9 protein-coding genes are annotated in these 15,063 nt (G+C 47.2%); 2 read left to right on the forward strand and 7 right to left on the reverse strand.

Translation table 11 applies throughout. The features are described 5' to 3' along the window. Positions 1 to 31: 31 nt before the first annotated feature. Entirely contained in the window at positions 32 to 1,234 is a 1,203-nt protein-coding gene (locus BN1002_RS16330; protein WP_231575043.1) for an ROK family transcriptional regulator, read from the reverse strand. A gap of 301 nt (positions 1,235 to 1,535) precedes the next feature. On the opposite strand from BN1002_RS16330, the gene BN1002_RS16335 reads away from it, so the two are divergent. Beyond that, on the forward strand, positions 1,536 to 4,040 hold the full coding sequence (locus tag BN1002_RS16335; RefSeq protein WP_048826538.1) for an NEW3 domain-containing protein: 2,505 nt from the start codon (positions 1,536 to 1,538) through the stop codon (positions 4,038 to 4,040). A gap of 135 nt (positions 4,041 to 4,175) precedes the next feature. On the opposite strand, the gene BN1002_RS16340 is transcribed toward BN1002_RS16335, so the two are convergent. The 3 genes from BN1002_RS16340 to BN1002_RS16350 form a co-directional block, all read right to left on the reverse strand. Next, entirely contained in the window at positions 4,176 to 4,661 is a 486-nt protein-coding gene (locus tag BN1002_RS16340; RefSeq protein ID WP_048826539.1) for a hypothetical protein, read from the reverse strand. Next, positions 4,661 to 5,449, reverse strand: coding sequence for a DUF3100 domain-containing protein (locus tag BN1002_RS16345; RefSeq protein WP_048826541.1), 789 nt, complete (start codon positions 5,447 to 5,449; stop codon positions 4,661 to 4,663). The genes BN1002_RS16340 and BN1002_RS16345 overlap by 1 nt, the downstream gene beginning before the upstream one ends. A gap of 298 nt (positions 5,450 to 5,747) precedes the next feature. Continuing rightward, positions 5,748 to 7,004, reverse strand: a complete 1,257-nt coding sequence (locus BN1002_RS16350; RefSeq protein WP_048826543.1) for a M20/M25/M40 family metallo-hydrolase — start codon at positions 7,002 to 7,004, stop codon at positions 5,748 to 5,750. Positions 7,005 to 7,436: 432 nt separating this feature from the next. On the opposite strand from BN1002_RS16350, the gene BN1002_RS23405 reads away from it, so the two are divergent. Continuing rightward, complete coding sequence (locus BN1002_RS23405; RefSeq protein WP_082036263.1) at positions 7,437 to 7,787, forward strand: GNAT family N-acetyltransferase; 351 nt, start codon at positions 7,437 to 7,439, stop codon at positions 7,785 to 7,787. A 63-nt stretch (positions 7,788 to 7,850) separates the two neighbouring features. Here BN1002_RS23405 and BN1002_RS16365 read toward each other — a convergent pair whose 3' ends face one another. The 3 genes from BN1002_RS16365 to BN1002_RS16375 all read right to left on the reverse strand — a co-directional run bounded on the left by BN1002_RS16365 (position 7,851) and on the right by BN1002_RS16375 (position 14,895). Continuing rightward, the gene (locus BN1002_RS16365) at positions 7,851 to 8,102 is read right to left on the reverse strand and encodes a hypothetical protein (protein ID WP_048826548.1); all 252 of its coding nucleotides are present in this window, start codon (positions 8,100 to 8,102) and stop codon (positions 7,851 to 7,853) included. Between the two features lie 262 nt (positions 8,103 to 8,364). Beyond that, positions 8,365 to 13,551 carry an Ig-like domain-containing protein gene (locus BN1002_RS16370; RefSeq protein ID WP_048826550.1) on the reverse strand — a complete coding sequence of 1,729 codons (5,187 nt, stop codon included), beginning with the start codon at positions 13,549 to 13,551 and terminating at the stop codon, positions 8,365 to 8,367. Between the two features lie 30 nt (positions 13,552 to 13,581). Next, positions 13,582 to 14,895, reverse strand: coding sequence for a hypothetical protein (locus BN1002_RS16375; RefSeq protein ID WP_048826552.1), 1,314 nt, complete (start codon positions 14,893 to 14,895; stop codon positions 13,582 to 13,584). Positions 14,896 to 15,063 lie beyond the last annotated feature (168 nt).

Here is a 15,063-nt window from a genome sequence, read left to right on the forward strand (position 1 = left end):
TTTTCTTTTTCACAAAAAATTCCCCCTAACCTTAAATTTTGAAAATGGTATCGTGCTCCCGAAGGAACAGTGAGACAGCTCCCATTGCGCCTGCATTCTCGCCAAGTTGGGAAATCTTTAATTCTGCCGGACTGGGAAGATACTGATTGACGATTTCCTTCATTTTTGGCAAAAGCAAATCTGCAGACTTGAAAACACCACCTCCTAAAATAATCACTTCCGGATTTAACAGGCTTGCGGCGTTGATAATTCCGTAAGCAAGGTGCTCGATCGCCTCATCCAGAACAGCCAGGGCCGTTTCGTCGCCGGATTTCGCAAGTTTGAACGCCATTTCGCCGGACAGCTCGCCCGCCTTCGCCTCTTCATAGAGGGAATGTTTGGGCTGCTTAAGCACCGCCTTCGTCAATCGCGCGCCAATCGCCTTCCCTCCCGCCACGCTTTCCAGGTAGCCATACCGATGGAAAACCGGCGTGAAATCACCTTTCATCTCATTCTTATCAGTAACCATATAGCCAAGCTCACCCGCGGCATAAGAGGAACCTCGGTAAAGCTTGTTATGGATGATAATCCCGCTGCCAATCCCTGTCCCGACGGCAATAAACAAAACATTCCGTTTGTTCTTCGCATTGCCGAGCCATTGCTCCCCGAGCGCCGCCACATTGACATCATTGTCTACATACACGGGGAACGGAAAGAGTTGCTTTGCCTCTTGAATAAATGGATAACGGACCCAGTTCAGGCTCGGCGCCTCGATGACAATACCCTTGCCTGTGTCGGTAATGCCGGGTACTCCGGCCCCCATGCCAAGTATTTTACTGCGGTCGATGTTGTGTTTTTGAACAAGGGATTCAATTTCCTTCGCAACCTGCTTCAGCAAACCCGATTGCAAGAATTGCCCGGTTTTAAAACTGCTTGAGGCGACGATATTGCCGCCAAGGTCGCAAATAATCGTTTTGACTTTCGTGCCGCCGATATCGGTTCCGACAATAAAGAACGCTTTTTCGTTGAAATAAAGCTGAATTGGCCTTCTTCCGCCCTGGGAGGATGATTCACCGATTCCTTTTTCAAAAACAAGCTTCCCTTGGATCAGTTCATCAACGAGCATCGAGACGGTCGGTTTGCTAATCCGCGCTTTTACGGCAATCTCAGCCCGTGAAATCGGCGAATACTCTCGGATGCAATTCAATACTTTCTTTTTGTTTTTCTCTTTTACAGTCATTTTGGTTGAGCTCATCACATCACGGCCTTATAGGTTGGTTAGTAAAATCTACTAATTAACCAAACTATAACTTATTATGTAATCGTTTACAAGATTTTTAATTCTGAATTTACTGTTCTTTGTTTAACTAGGTCTAAACTCCTAATTTATAATTTTCCCAATATTGAAACATTTACTTCTGAAATCTGATGTGCTATTTCTTAGGAGACAGTTCCGCTGAGTTAGTTAGCTATTTTAACTAACATCAAAGGCAGTCTGGGAGGAATATCATTCCCGGTGAACTGGACATACATAAAAATGAAAGGGGTTACAAAACTTGAGAAAACTTTGGAGCGCATTGCTGTCCCTTCTTCTTGTACTCTCACTATTGCCATTTTCAGGAGGTGCCGCTAAAGCCGAGGAACATGATGCCGCATTATGGAATGTTGTTAAACCACTCGGTACAACCGTCACATTCCTGAACACAGGCGCCCATCCGGATGATGAGCGAAGCGATTTCCTCGCCTATCTGTCAAGGGGCCTGGGCGTGAAAACGTCTAGCCTGATTGCGAACCGCGGCGAGGGCGGGCAAAATGAAATCGGCCCCGAACTTGGCAACGCCCTCGGCATCATCCGTTCAAGGGAAATGATCGAAGCCGCGAAGATTACGGGCGTAAAGGCCTATCATCTTAGCGAAACGACATCCGATGCCATTTATGATTTTGGTTTCTCTAAGAGCCCAGAAGAAACGCTGGAAAAATGGGGAGAAAACGTGACATATGAGCGCTTGATCCGTTTTATCCGGACATACCAGCCTGACATTGTCATGCCATCCTTCCTGAACGTCGATACCCAGCACGGCCACCACCGAACAATGACGATCCTTAGTGAAAGGGCGTTCAAGGACGCAGCCGATCCTTCCGTCTATCCTGAGCAGTTAAAGGATGGCCTGTCTGTCTGGCAAGTGAAAAAATTCTATCTACCAGTCTCAAAGGATGCGGCAACAACCTCAATCGAAATCGGAATGTATGACCCAATTTACGGTATGTCCTATCCGCAGCTTGGCGAGCAATCGCGTTATCTGCACAAAAGCCAGGGCATGGGAAATGATATTCCAGTCGCACCGAGGCAGACACATCTTCAACTCGTACATTCAGCGGTCGAGACAAATAGCGACAACGGCCTGTTCGCAGGAATACCGTATAATTTCAAGGAATGGGCACAAGTTTTGCCTAAAAACGCTAACGACCTGAAAGTCCAATACACGAAGCTCCAGGCAGACCTCGATGCGATTATCGAAGCCTATCCGAACAGGAAAATTGTATTCGTGAAAAGCCAGAAGGCCCTCAAGGATGTTAAACGGCTGGTGGCAAAAACGAAAAGCTCCAAGCTTGAGGCGGCACTGAAAAATGACCTTCTCCACAAGCTGGCTTTGAAAAAGGAGCAGCTGCGTGAAGCTAGCTTTGAAGCGTCCGGCCTTACTGTTGACGCAAAATCTGAAGATACCATTTTGACTAAAGGACAGACTACAACAGTCACCGTAGAGCTAAAAAACAACGGTGTCCAGAATCTGCATAACGCCAAGGTTGAATTGCTCGTCCCTGACGGCTGGGAGGTTTCCGGGAACCGTTCAGCGGGCAGTCTTGGTTCCGGCAGTAACGCTACTCTGACGTTCACCGTCACTGTCCCGGAAGATGCAGAGTATTATCATCCTTATGATGAGACAGCGATCCGGGCATCAGTAAGCTTCGAGGCGTCCGGCGCGAAAACGGTCCAGGTAAAAGAACTGGATGGAACTATCGCGGTGCTTCCAGATGTGGCCCTGACTTTGTCACCGGAGGATATTGTCGTGAACACAGCGAATGTCCAGGACGAAATCCCGGTTACCGTCAAAGTGAAGAATTATCATGAAGGAAGCACTAGTGCGAACGTCAAGCTGAACGTCCCGGCAGGCTGGGGTGTAACGCCGGCTTCAACTGACATAAATTTTGCAAAAAAGCTTGAGGAAAAAGAGGTCAGCTTCAAACTCGTTCCTCCAGCAGATGTGAAGGAAGGCCGATTTGAAGTGGATGCGACTGCGGTCGTGAATGGCAGGACAGTTGACTCTACGATACAGGAAATCAGCTACAGCCATATCGGCACATTCTATTATCAATATCCGGCCAAGGTGAACGGTGTCGCGTTCGAGCTCCTGACAAACCCGGATTTGAAAATTGGCTATATCGACAGCGGCTTTGATATGGTGGCCGATTACCTCGTCAACGCAGGCTTGGACATCACCAAGCTGACGGAAGCCGACCTGGCATCCGCCGATTTAAGCCAGTACGATACGATTGTCACTGGCATCCGCGCCTATCTGTCCCGCCCGGACTTGAAGGCGAACAATGCGCGTTTGAAAGAATACGTCGCCAATGGCGGGCACCTCGTAGTCCAGTACCATAAACCGGAAGACGGTTGGAACAAGGACACGACTGCGCCTTATCCACTGACGATCGGCAGCCCGTCCATCAAATGGAGGGTCACGGATGAAAACGCCAAAGTAACCGTGCTGCAGCCTGAATCGCCTCTGTTCAACTATCCAAACAAAATTGACGACAGCGACTGGTCTGGCTGGGTCCAAGAACGCGGATTGTACTATCCAAGTGTCTGGGCGCCAGAGTATGAAACCTTTGTCAGCATGGCCGACCCTGGCGAGGAACCGTTCACCGGCGGCATTCTCATGGCCAAGTATGGCAAGGGCACATACCTTTATACAAATCTCGTCTTCTACCGCCAAATCCAGGGACAGGTTCCAGGCGGGTACCGAATCTTTACGAATTTGATCAGCTATGGCGGGCAATAACAGACGTGGAAAAAAGCAAAGGAAGCAGGATTGCCTGCTTCCTTTTGTTTGTAAACCTTTCTCCTGTTTCTTACTTGGATGAAATAAAAACCCGCAAGCAATTGGATCGCTTTGCGGGTTTTTGAAAGCAGATATTTAGTTGCCTGCCACAAACAATCCAAACTGGGCGAGCAGGGCGCTGCCGATGTACGTGCCCATGAAGACGAAGACGGCGACAATGGCGACTTTCCAGGAGGTTTTCCGTAGATCGACGAGCTGGTCGGCGACGGAAATGCCTGCAAAAGTCAGGATCGGTGTGGTAATCGACAGGAAGTCTACCGCTCCGATGGCTTGGATGAACCAGTCGGAGGCGGAGCAGAAAATCAGTGAAATAATCGCCACCCAGCCGAGGACAGGGAAATCCTGAACGAAGCGGGCGGGAACCTTTTTGACCAAATCGGATATGAGAATGCCGATGAAAGAAAACCCCCACAGGGTAATCAAACCGTAGATGGTCATGATCGAAATCGGCGTGGACTCCGGATTTTTAATGAGCTTGATTTGCTGGGTGAACAGGATGAGACCGATGCTCAGCAACAGGATCAACCCGAATTTTACGTATTTATTCATGCCTGAGGCCATTAATTTTCACTCCTAACAAATAAACGGTACACGAAGCGCTGCAAAGGGACAGCAAGGAAGACCATTGTGAACGTTCCGAGGAAGCTGGTCAGAAGCTGGCTGGCCGAAGCATAAGCCAGTATCGTGCTCTGCATGTCCGGAATCCGCGCAACAAGGCTGGAGGACGAAGCAGTCATCATGCTCGCGGAGCCCATCCCTGATGCGATGGCAAGTGCCTCGACCCGGAATCCAAGGTCAAGCATGACTGGCGCAATGATACTGAAGAAAATCGCTCCAAAAAGCGTGCCAATGATGTAAAGCGACAGGACGCCACGGCCTTCAGGCGAATCCAAGGTGTATTTTTCGGTAATATAAGCGAGTTCCCCTTCACGGCCAAGGCCGAGGGTCGAGCCAATCGCTTCACGCCTCAGACCAAGGAACAACGCAACTGGCAGCCCTAATACAACGGTGCCGAGGTTGCCGAGCTCCTGGAAAAGGAAAATCCAGCCGAGCTTCAGGATTTCCTGCAGATGCGGCGCGACGTCCGCTCCGTACCTGGCCATTAGCGGCAGCATAATAAAGATGAGATTTTTACTTGCAAATTTCACGTTCTCAGGGCTATATACCTTTTGTAAAACCCCTTTCCTTAAAAAAGGAAGGCCGAGCAACATTGTTATCAAGATGGCGAACACGAGCGGCAACAGGCCGATTTTAATATTTCCAACGGCTATCGACTGGAAGCCGATCATTTCCGATGCTGTAATGACAAGCAGAACAAATACTAATAAATAAATGAATTTCGATTTCATAGTCAGCCTCTTTCTCGATAGTCGGTCTTTTTCATTAGGCTTTGTTATCCTTGATTGTTGATTTCCACTCCGGGGACATGCTTTCCGCGGGGCGGACCGTGGAGCCTCCTCGGCGTCTAAGACGCCTGTGGGGTCTCCACGTGCCGCTGCATCCCGCAGGAGTCAGTCCCCTCCGTTCCAATCAACTTCATTGATAATCAACATTCATCTTTAACTGAGCCTTTCATTAAACAGATTCACCGCGCTGGCCAGGACTGGCTACAAGCCATGCCGACTGATCCCGCAGCGGCCTTTCTTCCTAGTCTAGAATGGACGAAAGCAGCTTCTCGTACTCTTCGTAGGTGCGTTTATAGAGTTTCGTCCGGTCGATTTTGCCGTTCATCTCTTGCAAGACCTCGGCCATGAATCTCGGGAAAACTTCATAGATAAACTTTGGGTCGATATCGATGAAGTCATCGCCGTGAATCGTACCGGTAAATCCGCTGTAGCCGACCTGGATGCACGGAAACAGATAGGACAGATCGCCGATGTCACCAGCCGCGCTGATTGGAGTATTGTTCCTGATCGCGGTAATTTCGTTATTCTTTTCAAAAGCAGTAATGACAAACTCATTCAGGTAGCGGTCTTGGACAAATGGGAGATAGCCCATTTGGGTTTCAATTGCGACTTCACCCTGCAATGCCTGGGCGCTTCCAAGCGCAGCGTCATCCATCCGCGTGACAACTTCTTTCATATATTCAATCGATTGCGTCCTGATGTCGCTGCCCACGGTTATCTGGTTGGGGATGACATTGGTGGACATATCGGTTTCCATGACAATCGGGTTGATGCGCACCATTTCCTTTTCATTCAACTGCTGGCGGCTAAGGCCCAATGCGACATTGAAAAGCGTCGACATGTTATAGGCATTTTTGCCGGAAAACGGGTCAAACCCTGCATGGCTCGCTTTTCCTTTAAACGTATATTTTTTGTACAGGAAACCGGCCAGGTCGCAGTTGACTTCAATCGTGCGCTCGGGGAACTCGCCACCCATCGCATGGACGCAGATGCCAAGGTCGATCCCGTCAAAGACACCTAGTTTCATCGCTTCAGGCTTGCCGCCATAATAGCTGATTTTATTCTCGGCGAGCAGCTTGGACCGGTAGGTAAGGTCAAGATATTCCTCGGCTGGCACGAACACGAAAGTTAGGTCGTAATCGAAGTTTTTATATGCTTCCGATTTGTACAGCCAGCTGTAAATTGCGAGCGCAATTCCTATTTGTGTATAATGGCCGCAGTTATGGGCGGCGCCAGTTTCAGGGTCGGACCATTTATGGCTCGGCGCGTAAACAGCATCCAGTTCGGCGATGAATGCGATGTTCAAGTCTTTACCGGTACCGAGGGCTGTTTTAAAGCCGGTTGTGCTGAACTCGTCCAACTCGATGGCCAGGTTGATTTTTTTCAAAAATTCAATCACAGTTGCTTTCGTTTTGAATTCCTTGTATCCGAGTTCAGGGCTGTGGAAAATTTGTTTTGATAATGCTGCGATTTCTTCATAATGTTCTTCAAATAACATGACTAGGTCCTCCCTTTTTTAAGTGGAGTATAAACATTCAATACTTTCCTATATTATTCAACTATTCAAACTTCGTCAATACGAATAATATGGTTATATTTTTAGTTAATGTTAGCAAAACCATTTAAAACAACAATGAAAACGCTTAAAATCTATTCAAATATTATTTTTCCACTAATAGTCTATCAAGTTAAAATTTTCAGATATGTATAATCCAGGAAGGAAAAGGACGGTTCCAGCGCTTCATTAAAAGGGTTTTTCTTCTTTTCGACGAATGATATGTAAGTGTGTTTTTTTTGACTAATGGGGGTTTGATGGGAATGGAAGAGTTGATTGAGATTAAGGCAGTGACACAGGAGAATATCCGGGATTGCGCGAAGCTGGAGGTGGCTGAGGATCAGAAGCAGTTTGTGGCGAGGAATTTGGCTACGATTGCTTGGGCCTATGTGGATCCAACCGTTTACCCCCTACGCTATTTGCGCGGGCGATACAGTCGTCGGGCTGGCAGCCGTTGAATATATTCCAGACAACGAGGATTATGATCGGCACTGGGTGCCCCGGTTTATGATTGGAGAGCAATTCCAGGGCAAAGGCTATGGCAAAAGCGCTATGCTGAAAATCATCGAAATGATTATCGAACAGCATCCCGCTTGTGAACGAGTCAGGCTTTCCGTCGTCCAGGAAAACACCGCCGCCATCGCCTTTTACAAACACATAGGCTTCATCGAAACCAACGAAATGCTCGAAGACGAACGCGTCATGGACTACTTTGTAAATAAGTGAAGCACGGGGACGGTTCCAGCGTCTCATTCGGGTCCGAATGAAGCAGCGGAACCGTCCCCTTCCTCATTGTGCCGGCTGGCAGCGCGGGCATGCGCTTTTGGCGGAGTCGTATTGGGAGCCGCAGTTGCGGCAGAAGATGATGCCCGATTCGATAGGTTTGTCGGTTTTGCCGGCTGTCCTGGCCGGCTGGCTGGTTTCTTGTTTGAGGCCGCGGGTCCTTTTCATTAACACCATGACCAGTATGAGTATGATGAGATTAAGGACCAGGCTTGCCGCTGCCAGGATGAGCGGCCATAATGGGTCTTCCCAGTTCATGTGGTTTCCTCCTAATTTTGTTTAATGAAAATCACTCGATTTGTTCATAATATTTTTAAAATGGGGTTCGGCCAAGATAATCCCTTAGAAAAACCCCTGGACCCTCTGCCAATTCTTGCCGAACCGAGGTCCAGGGGAAAATTCTAATAAGCAGTTCATGGCGGCATGACATTTTGCCAGCTGGCTGGCAGGCAAGACATATTTTAACTGCCAGCCAAAGCCTTGGACCAGAAAGCAACCTTCACCGTAAAGGGCCCCTTTATCAGCTCACCTTATCTTCAAACGCATTTCCTCCAGCGGCCTTGCTCCTTCTCTTATGGAGAAGCCAGCCAGCCAGCGCGATTGAGACAACGCCAAGCCCGCTCAGCGAGCCGACGAAAAGTTTCGTGTCGTTGTACCAGCGGATGATAGGATTGGTCGTGATGAGAAGATCGGTCACTTCCCTGCTGAACTCGTTCCCCGCCGCATCAGAAGCGACAATCCGTACCTTTTGTTTATTGTTCGAGCTCGGGATTTCGAATGAGTAATTCTCGCCATTCTCCTTATACTCGACTTCCTTGCCATTCAAATAGATGGCAGCCTTGTCGAGGACTAGGTTGTCCTTGATCGAAATCGTGACCGGCTTCGTATCGACCGCATACTGCTTGTTGTCCTCAATATCAATCGGCACAATCACCGGAGCCGTTTTGTCCACACCGAACGAAATTTCAGCCTTTTTCGTTTCATCAATGTTTTCATTAATGTTTCCCGCCGCATCTTCGGAATAAAGCGTCACAGTGTATCTTCCATCCGAAGCAAACAGCGCTTTGCCAATGACATACTTGTATTGGCTCCACTCGCCTTCGCCGCCAGTTTCAGCAACTGTGTAATCAGTTCCTTCCACAAGGTCGGCCGGCGTGCCGTTCTTCGTCAACTTCACCTTGATCGTGTCCTTCTTCAGGCTGTCGACGTTCGTTTCTGTCAAAATGACATCCCGTTCTTCTTTCACATATTTGCCGCCGATTTCCTGAAGCGACTCATCAAACGCATAGACAGAACCGAATCTGTTCACCGAGAAGCGGACCGTCTGCGTGGATTCATTGCCTGCAAAATCAACGATTGTTGCTGTCAGGGTATACAGGTCATCATTTTCCTTCACTTTTGCAAAATTATTGAATGTGAAGACCTGCCCGTTTGGTGTGTTTGTATATTTGCCGTCAAGAGCGACCGCCTTCCGGTTTGCGCCAGTCAGCTTAATGGACACAGCGTTCCGGTTGAAGTTTATATCGGAAAACGAAATGACAGGCGCGAGATCGCCTTTGTTCGCAGACTTGTCCTTCACGCCGGTAATTTCAAGCGCTGGTGGCGTCAAGTCGACAATGAACTGCTCCGCCTTATAATCGGCCATCGCGTTGCCGGCTTTGTCAATGAAATCAATGTCAAAGCTGTATTCGCCATCCGCGGCATAAGAAATCGTTGCCGTGTGCACGTCGCCTCTTGAAGTCCAGCCGCTGAGTGCCGGGAAGGCGATATTTTTGCCGGCATGGGTTGCCTTACCTGCGATGCGGATCCGGCCCGGGTCGAAATTGTGCTCCGCTATCGAAATCGTCGCAGTCCTCTTGGCATTGTAGAAATGGCCATTCGCATTGCTGTTATTGCTGTATGAAACATTTACAACCGGATTCGTTTTATCGATCGTAAACTTGCTTTGCGCGACAGGTGCCGCCTGGTTGCCGGCGCGGTCCTTATACTTGATGTCAAACGTATAATCGCCGTCTGCCGCGAATCTGATTGTCGCCGTATGGGTCGTTTTGTCAGGATCAGCCGCGTTTGTCCTTGTCGTCCAGCCGGAAAGCGCCGGCACCGATCCGTCTTTATTTGTAATTAAGTAGTCGACGTCATCCTTATTGAAATTCCGCTCAGTGATGACAATCGTCGCGGTCCGGTCGGCATTGTAATAATCCTTATACTCACGGTCCGGATTGTTATTGTCAAATGATACTTGAATATCCGGAGCCGTCTTATCGATGCTGAACTCGAGTTTTTCCTCGGACGAGTTTCCTGCCCGATCGGTCATCTTAACCTTCACGATAATATCGTTGCTGTTATTCTTGACGCTGAGCATTTTCACCATCTCGAGCACAAGGTTCTTCTCGGTCCTTGTCTGCTTCCAGCCTGCCGCATCACTGCCAGGCGCGTACGTTTTGTCATTATTGATTTTGATTTTGCCGCCTTGGTTATTGCCCTTATCATTCGGGGCTACAACAGACCACTCGATTTCGGCAAGTCCGGAATACGTATCCTTAACCGACAGCTTGATATCCACATTTTGCAAATATAGGTCACGATTGTTCTGGTCCTTAAAGCGAGCTTCGCCTTTTTCAAAAATGATATGTTTTTCCTTCAAATGCTGCTTTTCATTTTCAACCACGGTGCCATCCGGTGTTTCAAAAGCCCCTGTATTGTTAACATTGTCGGTCGCTTTTGCAAAGATCTGCCCTTTGAAAGCGGCCGGGACATTGAACGTCAGCTCATCCGAAGTCACAACAGGTGTGATCGAGTCGATATCCTTCGCAGTAATATCCTTCAGTTTACCACCAGCCTGGACTGCGTAAAGCTTGCCGTTGTCATAATCCTTCAAGTAAACGGCCATCGACTTGACCTTGCTTGTATATTCATACGGAACCTTCGGGTCTTCCGCCTTTACAGTCACCCGTGTCGGAAGCTTGAAGTAGAATCCGTATTCAGTCAGTTCCACCGTGCTCTTCACATCAGCCGTTTCGCCGACTTTTTCGTACTTACCTTTTCCGTTGTCAACCGCGAAAACATAGTCCAGAATCCTCGGTGCTGAAAGGTCTCTGTATGTTGTTTTCTCAAGCTTCGCAGTGTTACCCGCGTTATCGATCACATAAACCGATACATGGTAGGATCCATCCTCATTGATTTTGATGTTTGGATCGCTCGTGTCGATCTCATACGTCAGCGGGCCTTTTTGCATTTCTTTCTTTTGTGAATAATCATGCTCGAACTTCTTGCCGTTCACTTCAACAACAACCGTATTGACACCAGAATCCGCATCCTCAGCAGAAATTTCGAACGCCACATCGCCGTTATACTGGTTACCGCCATTCGTGGAAACGTTGTTTTTTGGTTTGACGTTAATTTTGGCAATAGGAGCGGTTTGCTCAACCATCGTGATGCCATTGTTATCTGCATCGATATTTGAATTATCCTTTGTAACCAGGATACTATTCGCGTTCTTCACATTATCAGTTACGTCAACCGTGAAGGTACCTTCGAACTTGTTGCTTTTCAAGATAAATTTCGCCTCGGCGGTCAGGCCGTCCTTCTTAAAGCTTCCCGCGACAAGCTCCGGAACCACCTTTTCTTTATCTGTCTTAAGGACAATATCCTTAATGCCAGATGCTTCATCCTTAACCTTTACCGTAATCTCAATATCCTTATTGAAAAACGTTCCGAACGAAAGGAAATTGATCGCCTTTGCAAAAAAGCTTTCATTTTCTTGTACGAACGTCACCGCCGTTTTGCCATCGGCAAGGGTTGGCTTTGTCTTGTCGATGTAGACAGGGACTTCTTTCACTTCAGAAACATTGCCTGCCTTGTCCTTTGCCCAGACTTTATATGTTCCTTGGTAATCTAGGTCTTCAGTTGTGAAGGAATAATTGCCCGTGGCTGCGTCAAATGTCGCCTCATATCCCTTCCCATCTTTATCCCTTGTCAAATAGACCTTTTCGATTTCAGTTGAATACTTAACCCCATCGAAATCTTCTATAGGGTTGGTTACTTTGCCTGAAATGGTGACAGGGCCGCTGTACCAGACGGTTCCATCAATAGTAGTTGCATTCGGTCCTTCAATTTTTTTCACTTCTAATACGGGAGCCAATTTATCAAAAACAAGCAATAGCTTAGGAAACTTAATTTCCTTTGGAAATTTGAACCCCTTCTCTTTTACAACCACCCTTTCAATGGCGGTTGGTTTTTCTATGAGCACCTCGTCTTTCCAAATTTTATACCATCTATTTTCGTAAAAAATGTCAATTTTACTGTAAGGTTCCTTAGGAGTAATTTTGACAACTGCATCGTTGGAATAAATTCGGAGGTTTCCACCTGTATCAGCAACAGGTTTCGCTAGAGAACCTTTGACTGGTGTAATTTCTATAAACTGACTCCAGGTTCCCTCTTCCTTTACAACCTCCTCAAACTTTCCAGAAATGTTTGTATCCTGTGTAATATTCTTTACCGAATACGTATAATAACCTTCTTCCTCATTTTCCTCTAAATTGTTGAGATCGATTGGAGCGCCATTCACTGTCAACTCGGCAAGCCTGTAAGATATGTTTTCTGGAGTAATTTTTAATAAAACATTCTCGCCATGGTAGACAATATCTCTATCAACTTCAATCTTTCCATTGCCGCCGTTAACCTTTGTCTCAATGGTGTACTTGTTTATGGAGAAGGTGATTTCAACATTACGGTCTTTAGTAACAGAGGTAAATGTATACTTAAAACGATCCCCTTCTTTTGGTACTTTATTATGATCTTCAATTTCTCCGTCTATCTTCAACTGCTCAACATGATGACCCTCAGTAGGGGCGAAAGTGAAGAAGCTATTCTCACCATGCTGAACAAGTACCTCTCCGCCCTTAGAAGAAATCACTTCGTTGGAACTATTCCACATTTCCCCATTGCCTTTGCCGATGAAGGTGATCTTGTACGTTTTTAACGCAAAATTCACCTTGATCGTTATCGGACCAGTTACCTCCACCGTTTTCGTAAAGCTATCATCTTTTGTTATCTTTTCTTCTTTTTCATCGATAATGATAGATTTAATTACATAATTCGGATCTGGCTTAATATCAATCTTTACTGAGTTACCTTCCTCAATAGATACAGCATTCTTATATTCTTTGTCATTTAGCATTACCTTACCCTTGCCACTCATTTCGACAGAGACCTCATATGTCTTAGGCAATTCCGGTTCCGGATTAGGATCGGTTTCTTTTGGCGGTTCAGCCGCGTTTTCTGTTACCTTTCCTGTGGAAATATCATATACAAGCTGCTTAACAGTACCGGGCATTAATACTTGGGTAAATTTTTTGTCTAGAACTTGGAATTCAAAAGAAGTGTTATCTCCAAAACTAGCAGCAGTCAATTCTGGAAAAGATGCAATACCATCGCTATTAGTAGCCTTTGTAAATACCATTGTATTATCATTTGCGTTTTGTATGGTAACAGGTTCATTTGTAACAGGCTGGCCCGCATTCAAAACCGTGAGTGTAAATACATCATTTCCTGCCCCGGTTTCCCCCTGGGCAAGCACAGGCCAAATCACGCCGCTATAAGACAGGTTATAGATAACCATCAAAACGGCTAGCATCCCCGCCAGCACCCGAGTAAACCTCGACTGCTTCTTCAGCCTTGCATATGTTTCCTTCCTGCTCAATCGCATTTCCAATCCCCCTTGCACATGCAATTCAAATTAAAGCGTTTCATTTGTATGAGTAATGACAACATTTTTTACGATTTTAAAGTCTAGGGGAACGACGGAAATGTTGTTCTCCTCGCCGGGCGCTTCGCCCAGCACAGTCGTTGCTCCTGATTCATTGTCGTCTTCCAGATTTGGAGACAGGAGCTCTGTTCCTGATGATAGTACCTCGGTTCCTGTAAATCCTGGTTCTCTATCAATTGATAAAATCTCTGTTTCAGAAGAAAGAGGTTCAGTTTCTGGTATAAGGTTTTCTGTTTCACGTGAGGAAGGTTTTAATTCTGGAGTTAAAATCTCTGTTTCAGATAAGAGAACCTCTGTATCAGGTGAAAGGACTTCCGTTTCACACGCTAGAACCTCCGTCTCACCGGTAATCGTCTCCACATTCGAGGATGCAGATGGTTTATCCGTAAAATTTATGTCGGTATCCGTAAAAATTGTGTCTTTATCCGGACTAATTGTGACTTTATCCGAAATAATTGTGGCGATATCCGGAGTAATTGGCACTTTATCCGGAATTGGCCCTTCGCCCTTTTCCAAGCGGATACCCGTCTCTCCAGATGTAGTCACTGCTTCTCTAAACAGATCTTCTGTCTCAGATAAGGACGGCAATTCTTCTGCTTCTGCAAAAAGAACTACTGTTCCAGCGCCAGGAGTCTCGGTTCCTGAAAGCTTGTCCACCCTGCCCGCCTGCCCGGAGAACGTTCCGTCAGTAGCTGCGGATAGGACCATTGTTCCTTCATGTCCATATAAAACCGGTTCTTGGTCGGCGAGTACTTCTGTCGGCAAGCTTTCGGCGACAACAGCGCGGGCGTCGCCGACTGTATCCCCCCTGCTGCCAAATGGCAGCGGAACCGCTGTCCGGCCGACAGTTTGCCCGGCCCTCTGACTGCCTGACCCACCGATTTGCGCTACCGCTTGCCCATCATTGCCGACGGTTTGCCCACCTGCTCCGAAAATCTGCCCTTCACTTCCGCTACCACGGCCGAATGTCCGCCCATTCATTTCCCCGCTCAACCGTCCGCTGAGCCTTGCGCTGATTCTGGCTAGTCCCCGTGAACGCGACTTGACAGGTTCAGTCAGCAAGCCCCGTTCCAGGTTGAAGGGATCGGGGTGGAAACTCTTTTTGCCGGTATTGGCGTTTTGCTCTCGGATTTCCCTGATTTGTCTTGCGGCGGTCTTGCCAGTCAAATCGCCGATGATGGCAGGGATATTCAATTTAAAAAACATGATAATAGCAAAAATAAACAGCAATCCTGCCAGGGAATAACTGACAATGGAAACAATCGTCCATGTGGATGCCTCCATCCGGTTTCCCCCTTTCACATATTTGACCAGCATCTGTTTCACGATCCCCGGCCCTAATCGGAGTACTTAAACTTCGTTCCAGCACTTATTGTATTAATCGCTCAGCTGTTGTACCAATCGGAAAATTGATTTCACTTCCCGCATTGCCGAAACTGGTTCCCAATCTAA

This window comes from Bacillus sp. B-jedd, assembly GCF_000821085.1.
In the GTDB taxonomy this organism is placed as follows: domain Bacteria; phylum Bacillota; class Bacilli; order Bacillales; family Cytobacillaceae; genus Bacillus_D.

What these genes read in the sequence shown, in the direction of transcription:
- BN1002_RS16345 (WP_048826541.1), bottom strand. Translation starts at nt 5,449, where the DNA reads ATGAAATCGAAATTCATTTATTTATTAGTATTTGTTCTGCTTGTCATT.
- BN1002_RS16350 (WP_048826543.1), bottom strand. Translation starts at nt 7,004, where the DNA reads ATGTTATTTGAAGAACATTATGAAGAAATCGCAGCATTATCAAAACAA.
- BN1002_RS16340 (WP_048826539.1), bottom strand. Translation starts at nt 4,661, where the DNA reads ATGGCCTCAGGCATGAATAAATACGTAAAATTCGGGTTGATCCTGTTG.
- BN1002_RS16330 (WP_231575043.1), bottom strand. Translation starts at nt 1,234, where the DNA reads ATGAGCTCAACCAAAATGACTGTAAAAGAGAAAAACAAAAAGAAAGTA.
- BN1002_RS16370 (WP_048826550.1), bottom strand. Translation starts at nt 13,551, where the DNA reads ATGCGATTGAGCAGGAAGGAAACATATGCAAGGCTGAAGAAGCAGTCG.
- BN1002_RS16375 (WP_048826552.1), bottom strand. Translation starts at nt 14,895, where the DNA reads ATGGAGGCATCCACATGGACGATTGTTTCCATTGTCAGTTATTCCCTG.
- BN1002_RS16365 (WP_048826548.1), bottom strand. Translation starts at nt 8,102, where the DNA reads ATGAACTGGGAAGACCCATTATGGCCGCTCATCCTGGCAGCGGCAAGC.